Source organism: Collinsella sp. TF10-11AT (assembly GCF_003437565.1).
GTDB lineage: Bacteria > Actinomycetota > Coriobacteriia > Coriobacteriales > Coriobacteriaceae > Collinsella.
In genome coordinates, this window is record NZ_QSQW01000002.1 from 126971 (window position 1) to 145104 (window position 18134).

General features: G+C 48.9%; 16 protein-coding genes and 1 tRNA gene. 13 read left to right on the forward strand and 4 right to left on the reverse strand.

From position 1 onward, the window contains the following. Positions 1–130: 130 nt before the first annotated feature. The 6 genes from DXC99_RS02015 to DXC99_RS02040 all read left to right on the forward strand — a co-directional run bounded on the left by DXC99_RS02015 (position 131) and on the right by DXC99_RS02040 (position 6761). Complete coding sequence (locus DXC99_RS02015; protein WP_117629124.1) at positions 131–988, forward strand: phosphorylcholine transferase LicD; 858 nt, start codon at positions 131–133, stop codon at positions 986–988. Position 989: 1 nt separating this feature from the next. Beyond that, complete coding sequence (locus DXC99_RS02020) at positions 990–2141, forward strand: glycosyltransferase family 4 protein (RefSeq protein WP_158551600.1); 1152 nt, start codon at positions 990–992, stop codon at positions 2139–2141. Between the two features lie 9 nt (positions 2142–2150). Then, entirely contained in the window at positions 2151–3185 is a 1035-nt protein-coding gene (gene rfbB, locus DXC99_RS02025) for a dTDP-glucose 4,6-dehydratase (RefSeq protein ID WP_117629127.1), read from the forward strand. Between the two features lie 294 nt (positions 3186–3479). Further along, positions 3480–4172, forward strand: coding sequence for a glycosyltransferase family 2 protein (locus DXC99_RS02030; protein ID WP_233505644.1), 693 nt, complete (start codon positions 3480–3482; stop codon positions 4170–4172). 4 nt (positions 4173–4176) lie between these two features. Continuing rightward, positions 4177–4509, forward strand: coding sequence for a DUF2304 domain-containing protein (locus DXC99_RS02035; protein ID WP_117629129.1), 333 nt, complete (start codon positions 4177–4179; stop codon positions 4507–4509). A 209-nt stretch (positions 4510–4718) separates the two neighbouring features. Beyond that, positions 4719–6761 carry a DUF6541 family protein gene (locus DXC99_RS02040; RefSeq protein ID WP_117629130.1) on the forward strand — a complete coding sequence of 681 codons (2043 nt, stop codon included), beginning with the start codon at positions 4719–4721 and terminating at the stop codon, positions 6759–6761. 33 nt (positions 6762–6794) lie between these two features. Here the strand turns inward: DXC99_RS02040 and DXC99_RS02045 are convergent, their stop codons facing one another. Beyond that, positions 6795–7832: an acyltransferase family protein gene (locus DXC99_RS02045; protein WP_158551603.1), complete on the reverse strand. Its 1038-nt coding sequence runs from the start codon at positions 7830–7832 to the stop codon at positions 6795–6797. Positions 7833–8057: 225 nt separating this feature from the next. Here DXC99_RS02045 and DXC99_RS02050 point away from each other — a divergent pair, with 225 nt between their 5' ends. Both DXC99_RS02050 and DXC99_RS02055 read left to right on the forward strand, forming a co-directional pair. Then, positions 8058–9173 carry a glycosyltransferase gene (locus DXC99_RS02050; RefSeq protein ID WP_158551606.1) on the forward strand — a complete coding sequence of 372 codons (1116 nt, stop codon included), beginning with the start codon at positions 8058–8060 and terminating at the stop codon, positions 9171–9173. 1 nt (position 9174) lies between these two features. Next, a complete protein-coding gene (locus tag DXC99_RS02055) occupies positions 9175–10353 on the forward strand; it encodes a glycosyltransferase (protein WP_117629133.1) in 1179 nt (392 codons plus the stop codon). 132 nt (positions 10354–10485) lie between these two features. On the opposite strand, the gene DXC99_RS02060 is transcribed toward DXC99_RS02055, so the two are convergent. Both DXC99_RS02060 and DXC99_RS02065 read right to left on the reverse strand, forming a co-directional pair. Further along, positions 10486–11571, reverse strand: a complete 1086-nt coding sequence (locus DXC99_RS02060) for an acyltransferase (protein ID WP_117629134.1) — start codon at positions 11569–11571, stop codon at positions 10486–10488. A 6-nt stretch (positions 11572–11577) separates the two neighbouring features. Then, on the reverse strand, positions 11578–12516 hold the full coding sequence (locus DXC99_RS02065; RefSeq protein WP_233505645.1) for a glycosyltransferase family 2 protein: 939 nt from the start codon (positions 12514–12516) through the stop codon (positions 11578–11580). 161 nt (positions 12517–12677) lie between these two features. Between DXC99_RS02065 and DXC99_RS02070 the strand changes: the two genes are divergently transcribed. The 4 genes from DXC99_RS02070 (at position 12678) to tagD (ending at position 14960) form a co-directional block, all read left to right on the forward strand. Then, positions 12678–13523, forward strand: coding sequence for an ABC transporter permease (locus DXC99_RS02070; protein WP_233505646.1), 846 nt, complete (start codon positions 12678–12680; stop codon positions 13521–13523). 11 nt (positions 13524–13534) lie between these two features. Then, complete coding sequence (locus tag DXC99_RS02075; RefSeq protein WP_117629137.1) at positions 13535–14302, forward strand: ABC transporter ATP-binding protein; 768 nt, start codon at positions 13535–13537, stop codon at positions 14300–14302. A 55-nt stretch (positions 14303–14357) separates the two neighbouring features. Next, positions 14358–14431 (forward strand) — tRNA-Arg (locus DXC99_RS02080). Between the two features lie 52 nt (positions 14432–14483). After that, complete coding sequence (gene tagD / locus DXC99_RS02085) at positions 14484–14960, forward strand: glycerol-3-phosphate cytidylyltransferase (RefSeq protein WP_117629138.1); 477 nt, start codon at positions 14484–14486, stop codon at positions 14958–14960. A 46-nt stretch (positions 14961–15006) separates the two neighbouring features. Here tagD and DXC99_RS02090 read toward each other — a convergent pair whose 3' ends face one another. Then, positions 15007–16116: a phosphorylcholine transferase LicD gene (locus tag DXC99_RS02090; RefSeq protein WP_117629139.1), complete on the reverse strand. Its 1110-nt coding sequence runs from the start codon at positions 16114–16116 to the stop codon at positions 15007–15009. A 768-nt stretch (positions 16117–16884) separates the two neighbouring features. On the opposite strand from DXC99_RS02090, the gene DXC99_RS02095 reads away from it, so the two are divergent. After that, complete coding sequence (locus DXC99_RS02095) at positions 16885–18066, forward strand: AAA family ATPase (RefSeq protein ID WP_117629140.1); 1182 nt, start codon at positions 16885–16887, stop codon at positions 18064–18066. The last annotated feature ends 68 nt before the right edge of the window (positions 18067–18134 follow it).

Sequence of the window (18134 nt, forward strand, 5' to 3'; positions counted from 1 at the left end):
TTGGACGCTCTATTATGAGACGCGTATGATTAATTTTGTTACTTGAGCTATTCTTCTCTTTCCATTCCATAATGCTGTGAAGCGGTATTAACTGCGACTTGCTACTGTAAGGTTTTATTTTGAGGTTGATATGACAGACGATAGTGCGCTGACCCAGCTTAAAGCTGTTGAACTTTCTATTCTGAATGCAGTTGGTTCTCTTTGCGATAAGTTTGGAATTAAATGGTGGCTTGACGGGGGCACTTGTCTTGGCGCCATGCGCCATAAGGGGTTTATTCCTTGGGATGATGATATTGATATCGGGATGATGCGTTCTGATTACGCTCGTTTTTGCAGCATTGCTTCCACTGAATTGCCCGACGGCTATTCCTTCCATGATTCTCGTAATTCTTCTGGTTATGCGGCGATGTTCTGTAAAGTCTATAAGGATGGCACTCGCTTCGAGAACCAGGAGGGGAGAGATTCCGGATCCGCTATGGGTATCTTCGTCGATGTCTTTCCATACGACTATCTATACGAGGAGCCTGAGATTAGATCTCGTCAGCTCAAACTTGCTTTGAATGCTCAGCGCCGTTCTTACCTATACCATTCTGGGAATATCACTGTTCCTCATCGAGGCTTCCTTGGCTTTATCGAAAAAGCTGGTTGCAAGGCGCTGCATTTTATTGAGAGAGCGTCCAACAAGGACCCCCTTGAGTATCAGCGCCAGTTCAATCGCGCTATTCCTGATAGCAGTGTTGGCGCTGTTGGCAGGAAGTGTTTAACTCTTGCTTGGCCAAATATGAATCCTGTTTCGGTGGATGACATTTTTCCTCTTGCCCAAGCGGAGTTTGAGGGAGAACTCTATCCGGTTCCGAGGCTAACCGACAAGTATCTTACAACGATGTATGGGGATTGGCGTGCCATTCCCAAAGAGGAAGACCGCCATACCCATTTACCCCTTCTAATTGACTTTGGGAATGGGGAGATTTGGGAGCCCAAGAAATAGTATGAGATCTCGCTACGTTCTTTTTTCCGCACTTTATCCGCCTCATATGGGCGGCATTGAAAACTTCACCTACAACTTGGCGCACGCACTCGTTGATCGCGGCAATGAGGTATTGGTGGTTACGAACGATACAAATGGTTTAGGTGCCGGTATTACCGATGAAGACGGGGTAGATGTTCTTCGCCTGCCCTGTTTTCCTTTTTTTTCGGGACGCTTTCCCGTTCCTAAGTTAAATGCTTTATCACGTAAATTGTGGAAGCATATTGAGCGCCAGCACTTCGATGGCGTTCTTGTAAATGCTCGTTTCTATATTCACTCGCTTTACGGCATTAGGTTTGCAAAGAGCATGGGGATAACGCCTGTTGTCCTTGATCATGGTTCGGCTTATCTTTCATTCAGTAATCCAGTGATAGATCCCTTGGTCCGTACATATGAGCGCCTAATAACGGCCTTGGGCAAGCGGTTCCATCCAGACTATTATGGCGTTTCGAGCAAGAGTGTTGAGTGGCTTAGGTCTTTTGGTATTGCAGCAAAGGGAGTTATCCCCAACTCAATCGATGCTAAGTCATTCAGGGAGATGTCGTCGGGGCGAGATTTTCGTAATGAGCTTGGTGTAGGAGCTGGGTCCTATTTGGTCTGTTTTGTCGGACGGCTAATTCCTGAAAAAGGCATTAAAGCCATTCTTGAGGCTTCGAGAAGCCGCAGGCTTGTCGAAGCTGGCGTCGTCTTTGTTCTGGCGGGTGATGGTGCATTATCAAAAGAAGTTGATGATGCTCAAGGTGAATCGCTTAGATGGGTTGGACGGCTTTCATCTTCCGACATCTCCTCACTCCTTCAGCAGTCCGATCTGCTGTGTCTCCCTACACGGTCGGAGGGCTTTGCTACAACTTTGCTAGAGGCTTCTTCGTGCGGGTGTCCTTCTGTTGTTACGGATGTGGGCGGGGCGCGAGAGCTTTTTCCAAACGAGCATTTCGGAACAATTATTAGCTCTATGGATTCCGAGGATGTTGAGCAGGCCATTTATTCGCTTGTCAAAAACCCTGATAAGTTGGCTGAGCAGTCTCGTTTATGTCGACGCATGGTTGAAAATGAGAGTTCATGGGATAAGACGGCGTCTTTGGTTGAAAAAGTGCTTTCTGGAACTAATGGGTAAAACGATCGCATGTCACCATTGCTTCTCAAGAACATCATCGTCACGGGCGGCTGCGGCTTCATCGGCAGCAACTTCGTGCACTACGTGGTGGACAACCACCCGGGCGTACATGTCACCGTCCTGGACAAGCTGACCTACGCCGGCAACCCCGAGAACATCGCGGGGCTGCCCTCCGACCGCGTGGAGCTCGTCGTCGGCGACATCTGCGACGCGGAGCTGCTGGACCGCATCGTCCCGGGCCACGACGCCATCGTGCACTACGCCGCAGAGAGCCACAACGACAACTCCATCGCCGACCCGGAGCCCTTCCTGCGCACCAACGTCGAGGGAACCTTCCGCCTGCTGGAGGCCGTCCGCAAGCACGGCATCCGCTACCACCACGTCTCCACCGACGAGGTCTACGGCGACCTGGCGCTCGACGACCCGGCGAAGTTCACCGAGGAGACGCCGTATAAGCCGAGCTCCCCGTACAGCTCGACCAAGGCCAGCTCCGACATGCTCGTGCGCGCCTGGACCCGCACCTACGGGCTTCGCGCCACGATCTCCAACTGCTCCAACAACTACGGCCCCTACCAGCACGTGGAGAAGTTCATCCCCAGGCAGATCACGAACATCGTCGACGGCGTCCGCCCCAAGCTCTACGGCCGCGGCGAGAACGTCCGCGACTGGATCCACACCGAGGACCACTCCAGCGCCGTCTGGGACATCCTCACCAAGGGCCGCATGGGGGAGACCTACCTCATCGGAGCGGACGGCGAGAAGAACAACATCACCGTCCTGCGCATGATCCTGGAGGCCATGGGACGCGACCCCGAGGACTTCGACTGGGTCGCCGACCGCCCCGGCCACGACCGCCGCTACGCCATCGACAGCACGAAGCTCCAGCGCGAGCTCGGCTGGAGCCCGGCGCACACCGACTTCGCCGTGGGCCTGAAGCAGACCATCGACTGGTACGTCGCCAACGAGTCCTGGTGGCGCCCGGCCAAGGAGGCCACCGAGGCACGCTACCGAAGGCTATTCCATTCATTCTTTGTGTCAGGCTAAGACTAGGGGGCTTGTTGGAGCTTTTACTCCAGCGTACATCTGATTTTTACTGGCTGGATTCCGCGAGCGAGCTGTCGCACTTGTAATTCTTGTCGACAACGGCTTGGCTGTAATTTGAGTTTTATTAAAGTGCCTATGGTATCGGAAGACTGATATGGATGCTGTTAGGAGTGCAAACAGCCGTAAATTTGCTATCGTACTAAGAGTTATCATCTATCTTGTTTATCGAATGTATAAAGAATCACCTAGATGATGCCGTAAAGCATTATGTTGATATTTAAGGACGGTTCGTACGTGACGAATTTGCCAAAAGTTCTTGTTGCGATTCCTGCTTATAACGAAGAGGAATGCATAGAGGGCACTATTCTTGAACTAAAGAGAGTGGCCCCGGAGTTTGACTTCGTCGTCATTAACGACGGCTCTCGAGATTGCACTCTCGAGCTTTGTACGAATTTGGGATGCAATGTTATTAATATGCTAATTAACTGCGGCTTGACGGTTGGATTTCAAACGGCAGCTTGTTATGCGCTGGAGAATGATTACGACTACATGGTTCAATTCGATGCGGATGGACAACATCGGCCTGAGTATATTTCGGAGCTTGTTTCGAAGGCTCAATTTGACAACGCTGACATAGTAATTGGTTCTCGTTTTTTGTCGATGCGTAAAGATATGTCAATGCGCATGTTTGGTTCGAGAATGATTACTTTCATTATTAAAATGTTAACTGGTAAAAGGATTAGCGATCCTACGTCTGGATTTCGACTTTTCAATCGAGACGTTTTAAAAGAATATTCCTGCAACGATACGCTCAATCCTGAACCCGAGTCCATCGCCTTCTTTATCAAGCAAGGTTATAAGGTATCGGAAATACAGGTATCCATGCGCGAGCGGCAGGGTGGAGAGAGCTATTTAAATCCAATTAGGTCGATTCAATACATGGTTCGAGTATTTGTCACGCTTCTTATTGTTCAATGGTTTAGGTGATTGCATGTCAACTTCCTTGCGCGTGTTTCTTGTTGCCTGCGCTGTGATTGTTTTTATTTTCGTTGTACACAACCTCAAAAGATGCAGAATGCAGGTTTTGGATTCTGTTTTTTGGCTTTTATTTAGCACGAGCTTCGTGGTGCTTGGCGTTTTCCCGGAAATTGCCTCATTTTTTTCAAACTTGTTGGGATTTATGTCTGCATCAAATCTTGTCTTTCTATATGTTTTAGCAGTCCTAGTGGTTCGTGATTTCAGAATTTCGTTACGACTGTCAAAGCAGGAAGAGCGCCTTAATTCGCTAGTTCAGGCTGCGGCGCTTGATACAAAGAGGAAATGAAACTGTTTGGCTCACTCATTACTGTATTGAGTTTCTCAGTGTTATATTTTTTCTATGGTACTTTCAGTGTCTTGGCACCCATTCTTCTTCTATGCTTTTCGTTCTATATGGCTGTTTTGCTATGTCTAATATATGACTTCCCGGGAGTTGTCCATTTGAAATAAAATTAGATTTCAAATTGTTTATTCACTTCGTTCGTGAGGTATTTCATGAGTTGGTCGCTGTTGTTCATCGAAGCTTTTATTGCGGCCTTTGCATTGATTTTGCCGGGCATGTTGGCATCGCGAGCATTTGGAGTTCCCTTTAAACTGTCTCTTTCCTTTGGCCCTGTAATCAGTGTCTTCTTTTTGGTCTTTATGGGCATCATTCTCCGGTTTGTTGGAGTCGCCGGTGGCTATTTTGCCTTATTGATCTCGTTGTTCTTCTTTGCTGTGGTCAGTGGCATGGCGTGCTATTTCCGCTTTCACGGACGAAGCGCTTTTTTTGATAACGATATTGTCTCCCAGCTTCCGTATCTGTGCGCCCTTGCCCTATCTGTTCCCGTGTCGGTTTATTTTTTTGTTCGCGGCATTGGTCTGCCGGATAACTTTCTTCAGGTATATGACAATTCGTTTCATTTGAGTGTAATTCAGAGCATGAAGCACGCCTCTAGCTATTCAATCCTCTCGGTTGGATCGTATCTCGAGGCGGGATCAGAAGCGTTTAGTCCTAATGCAAGCACCGGTTTTTATCCCGCTGCTTGGCATATCATTGCCGCTCTCGTTGCACGTACGTTCAATATATCTGTTATGGCGGCCATTAACCTCACCAATTTTGTATTCGTCGCGTTTGTATTGCCCTTGGGTATTCAGTCCTTCATTGCGGTTATTACCAAGGATGATGTGCGAAAGGGCATTTGCGCCGCTGTCGTAACGCTTGCTTCGACCGCCTTCCCTTGGACATTGCTCTACTGGGGGCCTGTCTATCCAAATTTCGCTGCGTTTTGTGCCGTTCCTGCTGTTGCCGCTGTTTTCATCTGGTTTATGCAAAGCTTTGAAGAAGCTCGGTCTGTTTGCACGGTTCATTGTTCTGTCCTTGCGGCCTTGCTCTTTGGCATGGTGGCTCTAGTGGCTTTGCAACCGAATGCGGTTTTCACGCTTGGCATTCTTTTGGTTCCTTCGATTGTTGTCTGTGTGGGCGGTCTAATTGAGCGCCAGCTGCTTCGCAAGCAATCGATTTCGGCCAAGTTTGCCCATTATGCATCACGCTGCCTTGTGCTTTTTGCTGTTGCCATCATTTGGTTTTTGATGACGAAAGCAAGCTTTTTGCAAGGGGTCATCAACTTCCATTGGCCTTCCTTTACGTACATCTTTGATGCCGTGTGGAGGTCATTCTCCTTTTCCTTTAATGAGAATACGCCCTGTATTCTTCTTGCATGTCTGGTTGTCCTTGGTAGCCTCTGGGCCTTGGGCAATAGGTCCTTCCGTGGCTACTTCTTCGTCTATCTATTTTCCGCGGTTCTGTTTGTTGTCGATGCTACTCAAGACGGTTTTATCAGGCATTTCCTTACAGGCTTTTGGTATACAGACCAATATCGCGTCGCTGCGATGACCGCACTGTTTAGCATTCCGCTTTCGACGCTTGGTCTCGACTTTATCTTGAGAAAAGTTCAGAGCGCATTTTCCGTTTCTGTTGGGATGGACCGTTCTGCCAGGTATCTCCCCCAGGCGCTCTGCATCGTCCTGATTGCCTGCGGCTTGTTTTGGCCCGAAAGTGTCAACCCGTCCATTAACAACTATTCCCCGGTCGGATTTACTAAAAGCGTGCTTAATTACATGTATAGTATCTATGATGTCGATAATAATCTGACGTCCGATGAGTTGGCGTTTCTTGGCGAGGTCAAGCAAATGGCCGGTGATGAGCTGATTATCAACAATCCCTTTGACGGCAGTGTCTACGGATATGCCGCAAACGACCTTAATCTCATGTATCGAAAGTTCAGCTCCTTTGGCAAGGGCGAGACGGCGGTCAGCAAGCAAATCCGCCATGGACTCGACCGCATTTCTTATGATTCGCTGATTGCGCGTGACGTTAAAAAGGCTGGTGCCAAGTATCTTCTCGTTTTAGATTACGGCGAGAACGGACGCGAGGGTGTGGATATGCCTGGTTATCATAAGTCTGGCTGGACGGGCATTGATTCGATTGATGATTCCACCCCTGGTTTTTCGCTTGTCTTAAGTAAGAAAGATATGCGCCTCTACTCAATTGAATAGAGGCGCTGTCCTCATTTGCGGGGCATATAGTTTTTATCGCCCAGTTTGGCTCTTTTGTTTTGACTGGAAATACCATTTGGAAATCGGGCGTGGAAGCACGTATAAGATGCCCGTAAGTAAGGCAATGATAGCGAAGCGGACAATTAGATATCCGATCCACGGCGCTAGCGGAAGATTCTCGACGATACCGGAAACATATCGGTAGGGAAACACGTTTAACTCAATAAGATGCATGCAGAAGAACGGGAGCGTGTACTTTCCGATCCAAGCGATGGGCTTCGTGACGCGTGGAATATGCTTGCAAGCCATTTGGCATAGCTTGAGAATCACCAATGAACCAAAAATGCTCCCGATGACATCCTGCGTCCCGTTAACGTAGGTGTTTGTCACCATGTAAAGCTTTCCAAAGCATAGGGCTGAGTAGCCCCATATTCCCGCCATGAACAACCAGCAGATGGGTTCGATTGAGTTTTCATCGAGTAGGGCGTGCTTTCTAATGATCTGTCCAATGTACAAAAAGAGCGTTGCACTCAATGCCTGTAGGATGCTCCAAGGAAGCCAAACGATTTGGGCCAGAACGTTGCCGCAGAAGAAAAAACCCAGAACCAAAATTGCGGGATGTCGAAATTGATTAACGACGGTCAGGAGCATTTTGCCAAAGAAAAGCGCGAAGAGATACCAAAGGGCTCCGATAGCGGATACGAATGCTGGGGTTGCGGGCGTGATACCTCCACAGCCGTAGAGGCTTGCCATAAACCAGTGGTTGGCCATCTCTATTGGGTTAGTTTTCCCTGTTAAGACTGCCCCTAAGAACGAGCATCCAATTACGCCTATACAGGTAATCAGATAAGGCATCAGAAGCGATTTGGCATTCTTTTTAACGTAGTCGAGTGTGAGTTTAGCCTCGGGCTTGCTAAAGAATCCGCTGACAATAAAAAAGAGAGGCATATCAAATGAGTAGAAAATAGAGGCAAGCCTATCTGGTGTCCCCAGATATGTTGAGTGGCCAATGATGACGCCGGCAAGTGCTATTGCTTTTGCGACATCAAACTCGGGATATCTTTTTTTCACTGAATGCTCCTTATCGAGGGTCGTAATTATTTGAAAGACCTAATCCATTCACGCCGTTAATGCGGACGTTTCAATAGGTCTTTAACTTCCAGTATTGAGTGTAGCTTACGGTCTGCTTGTTTGCAGGTGGCGGTCTTTGAGGATTCAGTCTCGTTCAGAGCCATTTGTTATAATCGATTCATTTGAGTTGCATACCATATGTGTCATGCTTGTATTGGAGTCATTGTGTCACAAAACCAGCCGCTCGTTTCGGTACTCGTGCCTATTTGCAATGTCGAGAAATATCTCGATGAGTGCCTTAGCTCTCTGAAGAATCAGACTCTCAAAGATATTGAAATCATCTGCATCAACGATGGCTCTACGGATTCTTCCTTGGAGATCATCAATGGATTTGCGTCTGAAGACCCCCGATTCGTTGTTATTGATAAGCCAAATTCCGGCTACGGCGACTCCATGAATCGTGGTCTTGAAATCGCCAAGGGTAAGTATATTTCTATTCTTGAGTCCGACGATTTCTTGGATGCCGATGCGCTTGAGTTTATGGTTCAGCAGGCCGAGGACAACGAGCTCGATCTTTTTAAATGCAATTTCTGGCTCTATTGGTCGTCTCGCGATAGTTCAAGGCTTAATCGTCATGACGTCTATTTTCCCGCGATGAGTCAAGAGCTGATCGGCATGGGCGTACATAAGCCCATCGATGCGCCCGACGCATTCTGGGCCAAGCCTTCCATTTGGTCTGCGCTGTATCGTAAGGACTTTCTGTCTTCCAATAACATCTCGTTTCTTCCTACTCCAGGAGCGTCCTTCCAGGACACGAGCTTCACCTTTAAGGTCCTTGCCTGTGCACGGCGCGCAATGTATTCGGGAAAGGCGTTCCTGCACTATCGTCAGGATAATGAACATTCTTCGGTGAACAATCCGGGCAAGGTGTTTTGTGTTTGCGATGAGCATCATGAGATGTCGCGCTTCCTAAATGAGGACCGCCCTGATCTTAAGCCGGCGCTTGATCCTATTCGTGCCAAAGTGAAGTTCTATAACTACGATTGGAACCTTAACAGGCTGGCGCCTGAACTTCGTCGCGATTTTATTAGCGTCTTTTCTACTGAAATGGCTGACGAGTTGCAGGCGAATAACATTATTTGTGCCGAAGCTCCGTTTGACCGCTACGGCTTTAATCCTGGTGAGTTTGCTCGTGTAAAGGATTTTGCCGAGAACGCCGATCTTCTTAAGGTCCAGTATTCGCTTACGGGCTCCGGTAAGCTCAATACGATTCGCGAGTATCTTGCTGCTGGCGGCTTCTCTATGGTGGCTCGTATGATGAAGAGAAAGCTCCGCCGTTAATATGTCTGATTTATATTGCCCGTTGCTGTCGATCGTTGTCCCTGTTTATAACGTCGGCGGCTACTTACTGGATACCCTCGACTCGATTGCGGCTCAGTCATACAACAATATCGAGATTATCTGTGTTGATGATGGATCCACAGATGGGTCGGGCGAGCTGCTCGACTTGTATGCCGCTCGCGATTCTCGATTTGCTATCTATCACGAAGTTAACCGGGGAGTTTCCGCTGCTAGAAACTTTGGTATCGATAAGGCTCGTGGTGAGATTATCCTTTTTGTCGATGCCGATGACTTGCTTAAGCCTAATGCCTGTGATGTCGTTCGCCAGGCCTTCGACAATGACAGCCAAGTGGATATCTTAAAGTTCTCCGCCGATCCCTTTCCGATCGAGCTTTCCAATCCGTGGCTTACGTCGACGTTGTCATTAGATGATGAAGAGTATTTCGGCTACAGCGATAAGCTCGTCTTTTATGCTAAGACTAGGCCGTTTCCCTGGAATGGAGCTTATCGTCTTTCTTTCTTGCGCGATCATGGGCTCTATTTTCCTGTTGGTCTGACCCTTGGCGAGGACCAGGTGTTTTCGTTTGCCACGTTAGGAAGGTCTTCTCGCACAAAGCTGCTTTCTGACTCGTTGTATGACTATCGTCTGTCCCGCAAGGATTCGGCAATGTGTTTGATGGCACAAGATGAGAAGCTGCGCCTTCAGAAGCATCTGCAGGTTGTTGATTGCATCATGGCGGATTGGGATAAGCAGGGGAGATTCGAAGGCGAGTCGGGCCGCTCTATGCTGCTATTCGTTGCTGATTTCCTCGTGTTCGATCTGCTTAATATCAAGAATCAGGCAGATCGAGAGGAATTGCTGCAAGGGTTGCAGCGCGTACTTTCGAAGTATTTGACGATTGATGATATTGGACAGTTGCTGGCAAGCGATAGAATCCTAAAGTTCTATCAACAGCTACTTGCCCAAGACGGTCCTGTTTCGTTTGGTGCATCCAGCGTATATTCATTTGTCGCTCAACTAAAGGGATATAAGGCGGCGGTGTTTATGCTGATCGATCGAGCTAAATCTTTTCTTCTTACCGCCTGCGGCGTTTCGTCCACGGAGGACATGAAGGATGGTTTATTTGAGGATGCGCCTTCTATCTCCGAGGCGATTGAGGCGCTTAAATCTCGCTCATAATTCGTTTTACGGTAATGGTGCTGTTCGCGAATTGCGGCTATTGAAGCTCTAAAGGAGGGTGGTCGGGATGTTACTCCCAACCACCCTTTTATCATGTAAGTTGCTATGAAACTCTGTTCACTGTTAAACGGCCTAGCATGCGGTATTCTGACGATACTGTTTAAGCTTTACCTGGATGGGCCCAATGATGAAGGGGTCCACGACCGATGCCACCGCTAGCGCCAGTCCGTAGGCCAGCGCTGTCGCCAATATCCATGTGGCTATCCTAAGTGGCCATGAAAGCGTCGAATATCCGCCATCTAGTACGCCGTTATAGATAACAGATGTGGCAAGCTCAATCGTTGCGTATTGCAAGAGATAAATCGAATAGGATCTTTTTGCAGTCCACTCAATGATGTTCGAGAACGTTTGCGAGTGTAGCTTGATGCCATCAAACGCAACAAATATTGCAACGGTCACGATTACCCAGTTAAAACTCGGATCGGACCTTTCGAAACCAAAATATGCGCTCACAATATCGAAGATGAAAAAAAGAATACCTATTGACTTAATAAACCTAGTTTCCCGCCTGTCTAATAATGGTGTTACACGCTTAACGAAATACCCCAAGCAAAAGAACGTGAAATACGTTCCCCCAAGCAGCGATCGCGGTATGATGCGCTGAAACATGCTTACGGCTGCTGCAAGGGTTATATGCTGAGAGTTTATGAGCAAAGAGTTTGCTGCGCATGATAGTCCGCCCCATGCGTAGATTCCTAAGGTTACGAACAGGGCAATTTTGCAGGTACGGTCATCAAGTGCTTCGAACATTTTTGCCAATACTGGCGCAATAATAATATATGGAATGAGCGCTGGAACAAACCACCAGCCACCTTGGACAAGGCTACTGGTGTATCGGATGTAGTTGGTATCCTGAAGTGAGCCAGTCACTACTTTATAGGTGTACAGAAGCCCAGCATACACAAAGATGGGTAGCAGCAACGACAGGGCTTTTCCAAAGAGATAGTCCTTGTAGCTTTTCTTTAGAGGTTTCAGTGCGAAATAGCCCGACAGGCAGAAGAATATCGGGTCGCAAATAATGGCGCCTGTGCCTACTATCACGCCAGCGTTAATGCCGCGAAAACTGCCCAGTTGCGGTGCGATGTGAACAACAACAACTAAAAACATTGAGAGGGCTCTTAGAAGATCCCAGTTTGTAAGGCGCTTATTAGTGTTCATTGAGGCCTACTCACCTATTGAATTGCGCGTTTTGTATACCTGAAGCTCCCATTGTTTCTTTTCGACCTTGGCGACCGAGTCGAGGATGAAGCCCGTTGCCAGGCTGAGGCCGCACAGGAACATGAAACACGCGGCGAGCATGGCAGTTGGGAAGCGGGGAACCAGCCCGGTGTGGAAATACTCTACGATGATGGGGATGCCGAGCGCGAGGCCGATGGCGGCGAAGATCAGGGCGATGAGGCTGAAGAATTTGAGCGGTCGGTAGTCCTTGAAGAGCGTGCCGATCATGGCGATGACCTTAATGCCGTCGCCGACCGTGTCGAGCTTGGACACTGAACCAGCGGGGCGGTCCCGGTACTCCACCGGGACGTCCTTAATTCGCCAACGGTGATCGACGGCGTGGATGGAGAGCTCGGTCTCGATCTGGAAGCCCTCGCTCAGGACGGGGAACGTCTTGACGAACGGCTGACCCATGGCGCGGTACCCCGTCATGACGTCTTCGAAGCTGTAACCGTAGATCCACTTGATCATGGCGCGGACCAGGTTGTTCCCGAAACCGTGGAAGGCGCGCTTGTTCTCCTCGGTGTAAGTGCCGTTGGAGAGGCGGTCGCCCACGGTCATATCCGCCTCTCCCGCAAGGATAGGGTCGCAGAGCGCTCGGGCTGCTTCGGCGGGATACGTGTCGTCGCCGTCGACCATGAGGTAGCAGCCTGCGTCGATGTCGCGGAACATCTGACGGCACACGTTGCCCTTTCCCTGGCGCGGTTCGAGCCGCACCGTGGCGCCGTGCTCCAAGGCAATCTGGGACGTCCCATCGGTTGAGTTGTTGTCGTAGACGTAAACCGTGGCTCCGGGGAGTTCGCGGTGGAAATCGTCTATGACTTTACCTATGGTGACGGCCTCGTTATAGCAGGGAATGATAACCGCTGTGTTTGTATAGTCCAAGATGAATGCCCCCATAACTTATTACGGGTTGTTAGTATACCTGCCGTCAGATGCCTGTATTTGATATGGCGTACTTTTCCAGATTTACATCGCTGGGTTAGTTGCCGTCTTTGAAGGCTATACTTTCCACTGTTATGAATTACGAGACAAGGAGATGGTCCGTGACTGACAGCGTAGATAGTCAGAAAGCGGTGGCTAAGCCGGCCTCTCACGCTAAAAATGATTTCGAAAAAGACAAATACATCCTGAGGCAGCTTGTCACTAAGGATTTTAAGATTAAGTATCGTCGCAGCGTTTTGGGTGTTGCGTGGTCGGTACTCAATCCACTTCTTATGATGGTCGTCATGTCCATTGTGTTCTCGACCATTTTTGGTCAGAGCCGCAATGGTTCCATAACGCCCGAGATGTATCCGCTGTACCTGATTGTCGGCAACATTACGTTCTCGGTTATGTCCGAGTCGACGAACCAGGCACTCATGTCCATCATCGCGGCGTCGTCCTTGCTTAAAAAGGTTAAGGTGCACCGCTGGGTGTTCCCGGTTCAGAAGGTGCTGTTCTCGCTCGTTAACTTTGCCTTCTCTCTGGTTGCCGTCGCGCTGGTTATGCTGTGGTTCCATGTTCTTCCTACCTGGCATTTAATCTTGCTGCCGGTTTGCCTGTTTTTGCTTATGTGCTTTTGCATGGGCTTGGGCATGATGCTCTCGGCGCTTGCCGTATTTTTCCGTGATGTTATGCACCTGTGGACCGTCGTTATCACCGCGTGGATGTACCTGACGCCTATTTTCTGGACCACCGATTACATTAGCCAGATGGCCCATTGGATTCAGGTGTTGGTTGTTGTGAATCCCATGTACAACTACCTGCAGTTCATGCGCGATATATTCTTGTTTAACACGACGCCTTCCATGTTAACGCTAGGATTTTGCGTGTTCTGGGCCGTTTTTGCTTTAGTTGTTGGTTACGCCGTGTTCCATAAGACCGAGCACAAGTTTATTCTCTATATTTAAGGAGCGCTGTTATGTCTGCGACTACGGTTGATTACAGCAAGCAGCCTCTTGCTGTTGAGGTTAAAGACGTCACTATGATCTTCAATATGGCGTCTGAGTCTTTGACGAACCTCAAGGAATACTTTATTAAGCTTGCAAAGCACGAGCTCTTCTTTGAAGAGTTCCGCGCGCTTAAGCACATCTCCTTTAATGTTCATCGTGGCGAGGTTGTCGGTCTGGTTGGTACCAACGGTTCCGGCAAGTCTACGATGCTTAAGATCATTGCCGGCGTTCTGGAGCCCAGTGAGGGCGAGGTTAAGGTTCACGGCAACATCGCCCCGCTCATCGAGCTGGGCGCCGGCTTTGATCCCGAGCTTACAGCACGCGAGAATATCTACCTTAACGGCGCTCTGCTTGGTTATACCAAGGAGTTTATTGACGCGAGCTTTGACGATATTATCGAGTTCGCCGAGCTTAAAGACTTTGTCGACATGCCGCTCAAGAACTTCTCTTCGGGCATGGTTGCTCGTATTGCCTTTGCTATCGCTACTATTACCGAGCCCGATATCCTTATTGTTGATGAGACGCTTTCTGTTGGCGACGTGTTCTTCCAGCAGAAATGCGAGCGTCGTATTCAGCATTTTATTGAGAGCGGTGATGTAAGTGTGTTGTTTGTTTCTCACTCCATGGAGCAGGTTGAACGCATTTGCCAGCGTGCGGTTTGGATCGAGAAAGGCGACCTGCGCATGGATGGTCCCGTCGATGAGGTGTGCAAGGCATACCACGACCAGTTTAAGTAGGTTATAATTTGTTTTGCTGTGTAGACACGCTATTGGCGTGCTTGCATGGCTTTATGCTCCATTAGCTCAGTCGGATAGAGCAGGGGACTTCTAATCCCAAGGTCGACGGTTCGAATCCGCCATGGAGCACCTGTATTTATCGAGCCGTCAAACCGACGGCTCTTCTTTTATGGAGTTTGTGATGGGCACATTTTCGTCTGTTCGTATTGAGGCAAATTCCGATCTTCTTGAGACCGGTTTATCTGGTGCAGACGATCGCCATTCCTTAAAACGAGTACTTACGTACGGAACGTTTGATCTTCTTCATTATGGCCACATTCGCCTTCTTCAACAGGCATCTAAGCTCGGCGACTATCTTATCGTTGGGCTCTCAACTGATGAATTCAATGCTCTAAAAGGGAAAAAGAGTTTCTATTCCTATGATGTGCGACGTGAGATGCTTGAAGCGCTGCGTTATGTTGACTTGGTAATTCCAGAAGACAATTGGGATCAAAAGCCTCGGGACATAAAGATGTATCACGCTGATGTTGTGTGCATGGGAGGCGATTGGGCTGGCGACCCTCGCTTTGAATCATTGAAAGATATTTGCGATGTTGTCTACTTGAATCGAACTCCTGGAATTTCGACTACTGAGGTAAAGGGCAAGCTTGCTCACTAAAATTGCCCCGTGTATTGCATGGTAAACACGGGGCGATTTTTTATCATTAATCAAGCAGACGTTTCATGGTAAGATTTGAGGACCCATTTTCCAGCTCGCTATGATTGACGTGTTGGAAGTGGCTGTTAATGTCATTTGGAAGCTCGTAGATATCCCCATAGCGGCTCCAGAGGAATAAATCGGGGTTATTCGGCTCCTCGAGCTGTGTGCCCTCAAACGCTATGGCTTTAGTGGGAAAGAGGTCCGCAATGGGGTAGACCCATTGTTTCTGCTTTCCATCATCAAGGTTGTCGATAGCCCACATGATGCCCTTGGCGTGCTCCTTATCGGATATGATTCCGGCCGCTTTGGACTTTTCGAGGCATCGGTCGTAATGCTTCTGAATCAGGCTATTGTTCTCGCCCGAGTAATAAGGCTCGTCATGCCAGAATGCCAGCATTCTGTCTGACTCCATTTCTTCGACCATTTGAACACGGAGTTTTCGCTGTTCTTCGGCGAATTTGTTGTCAGTTGACGGAGCCCAGTCATAAATGAACAAATCCAGAAAACAGGGTATGTTTTCGTCGTTGTAAAGAAATCTAACTTGTCGACAGTGGACAAACCGGTCGTAAGCAATTGAAATTTTATAGCGGTTGTCATTTTCAACGATGTTGCATAGCTTTTTTAGATCATCGCGCATGATTCCAAGGTCGGTATCATCGTCCCAGGGAATAAATCCTTGATGTCTAATGGCTCCGATAAGTGTTCCGAAGTTAATCCAATACTTAATGTCGTTCTCTTTGCAGAGGGTATCGAATTCCCCCAATAGTTTTGAGCACCCAAGCTGTAAAAGCCTTAGGCCGCCAGTTGCTTTGGGCAACTCTCTAAAGAATCGCTCCTTTGCCTCCTGGATGTCCTCACCTGGCTGCCTGAATTCTTCCCAGGCAAACATTTTCATATGTTCGTCATGAGCATCGAGATTGAGAGAAAGAGATTCAATCATCGGAATTGCAATAGTGTCGAATTTGTAATTGATGTTCATATTGATGCCGTTGTCAGCGACTTCAATGCGTTGATATATTCTATCCAGCTTTTCTTGCAGTTTGAATATGTCCTCGTGCATAGTATGAAGTGATCTGGAGGATGCTGGTAAGAATTGCTTGATTTTGTTGAGCACTCGACGCTCCTTTCTCCGCGGTAGCTATTTTACTAAATCCAGGCAATCGCGCATTTGTATTCTATTTTATGGCGGTGAAAGTTAAATTAATTGAGAATGGATGGGGACCGCTAAGGTGATATTAGCAGACGCGATGCCGAAGACCCCTGCCATCCCGAGGTCGACCGACGGGATGGCAGGCATTCGATCGCCGCCCAGGCCACTCACCGAGCAGGCCATCAGCCCCATCATGGACGTTGGGGCCGTCCTGTCCTGCGGTGACGGGGCTGGACGGCGGGAACGGCTACGGGGGGCGGTCTCGAGACATGCATGGGCACGCTCGGCTTGAGGATCGTTCACGGATGCACCTCTGGCGTCGACGGTGGCGTGTGTGCTTGCGTGACCGCCGAACGTTGATTGTGGCGACGGCGGCGCGGGAGTCCATGCCGCGAGGACAAGGGTGTTCGTCGCCACCGATAACATGTTCCTCAGGAAGGTGCCGTTGCGATGGTTGAGAATGCGATCATATTTTGGCTGATGGCCGGTTCACGCGGATGGCTGTCGACCGACTTCATGAACTGGCGTACACATCAGCTTTCGTGATAAAACCTCGTTCAGGGTGTAATTGAGTGATGCTGTAGAAATTGGCAAATCGATAATTGGCGTCTTCCTGCTTTTTTTGGTTGATTGTCGCCGGACTGTGCTTTCTACTGCCCGTATCGCTCTATCGCTGTCTTGGTATGATATATAGCAAATTGTCGGTCGGCCGTTATTCTTTGGGAGCTTGCAATGATCGATTATCGCAATCCGTATACGCCCGGTGCGGGCGCGATGCCCAAGTATCTTGCCGGGCGCGACGATATTCTCGAAGCGGCTTCTCTTCAACTCAAGGCGCTTGCTGCGAACTACCAGAGCCGTTCGCTTGTTTTGTACGGCCTTAGGGGCGTTGGTAAAACAGTATTGCTTAACTCGATCGAATCAGTAGCCGAGGGCGAGGGTATTCTTGTCCGCCATATTGAGGTCGAAGAGAAGAAGGGTTTGATTGCTCCTTTGGCTTCGGCTTGTTGCTCGCTATCGGCTTCGCTTAATCGAATTGAACTCGTTAAGAGTAAATTGGAACAGATTAAGAACCTGTTTGCATCCTTAACGCTATCTGTTGATGCGGGCGATGGCTCGTTGTCTCTGGGCTTTAATGAAGAGGTTCTTGGGGCGTCTCTCGCCTCGTCTCATAATCTATCTGGCGATTTTACCGATATACTTGTCGTTCTAGGAAAATATGCTCAAGCTGCAGGATCTTCGATTTTTATTGGAATTGACGAGCTGCAGTATGCCAGTAAAGAAGAACTTGAAGCCTTGGCGTGCGCGCTTCATCGCGCGACCCAGCTTGGCCTTCCCGTTATGTTTGGCTGTGCCGGTTTGCCCAAGCTTCTAAAGATGCTGGGCGAAGCCAAGACCTATTCCGAGAGGCAGTTTAGCTTTGTGAAGGTCGATTCGCTTCCTCGTGACAAGGCGGTTGAGGCTATTGTCAGGCCCGCACAAAAGCTTGATGTGCGCTATTCCGACGAGGCTGTCGATGTCATCATTGACTATACAGAGGGCTACCCGTATTTCATCCAGGAGCTTTGTTCGACCATTTGGACTTCATCCGATAGTAAGTTCATTTCACTAGAAACCGTGCTCGGCTGCACCTCTATAGCGGATATGCGTCTTGACGAAGGTTTCTTTAGCGTTAGATACGATCGATGCACTCCAAGGCAAAAGGAGTTTTTGATTGCCATGGTTCGCTGCGGCGAGCTTCCCTGTACGCTCGCGAATGTGGCTCATTATATGGGGAGAGACGTTTCGTCTATTGGACCCCTACGAGCTCAATTAATTAGCAAGGGCATGATTTACTCCGCCGCAAGAGGAGAGGTTGATTTTACTGTACCTCAGTTTGATCGATATTTGAGGCGTACAGAACGAATTGACTAGTCGATTAAGAAGGGGGCCCGGCGCAGTAGCGAATGAACTGCGCCGGGCCCCCTGTTTGCTCGGGGTGG

What these genes read in the sequence shown, in the direction of transcription:
- rfbB (WP_117629127.1), top strand. Translation starts at nt 2,151, where the DNA reads ATGTCACCATTGCTTCTCAAGAACATCATCGTCACGGGCGGCTGCGGC.
- DXC99_RS02055 (WP_117629133.1), top strand. Translation starts at nt 9,175, where the DNA reads ATGTCTGATTTATATTGCCCGTTGCTGTCGATCGTTGTCCCTGTTTAT.
- DXC99_RS02075 (WP_117629137.1), top strand. Translation starts at nt 13,535, where the DNA reads ATGTCTGCGACTACGGTTGATTACAGCAAGCAGCCTCTTGCTGTTGAG.
- DXC99_RS02020 (WP_158551600.1), top strand. Translation starts at nt 990, where the DNA reads ATGAGATCTCGCTACGTTCTTTTTTCCGCACTTTATCCGCCTCATATG.
- DXC99_RS02015 (WP_117629124.1), top strand. Translation starts at nt 131, where the DNA reads ATGACAGACGATAGTGCGCTGACCCAGCTTAAAGCTGTTGAACTTTCT.
- DXC99_RS02060 (WP_117629134.1), bottom strand. Translation starts at nt 11,571, where the DNA reads ATGAACACTAATAAGCGCCTTACAAACTGGGATCTTCTAAGAGCCCTC.
- DXC99_RS02035 (WP_117629129.1), top strand. Translation starts at nt 4,177, where the DNA reads ATGTCAACTTCCTTGCGCGTGTTTCTTGTTGCCTGCGCTGTGATTGTT.
- tagD (WP_117629138.1), top strand. Translation starts at nt 14,484, where the DNA reads ATGGGCACATTTTCGTCTGTTCGTATTGAGGCAAATTCCGATCTTCTT.
- DXC99_RS02040 (WP_117629130.1), top strand. Translation starts at nt 4,719, where the DNA reads ATGAGTTGGTCGCTGTTGTTCATCGAAGCTTTTATTGCGGCCTTTGCA.
- DXC99_RS02095 (WP_117629140.1), top strand. Translation starts at nt 16,885, where the DNA reads ATGATCGATTATCGCAATCCGTATACGCCCGGTGCGGGCGCGATGCCC.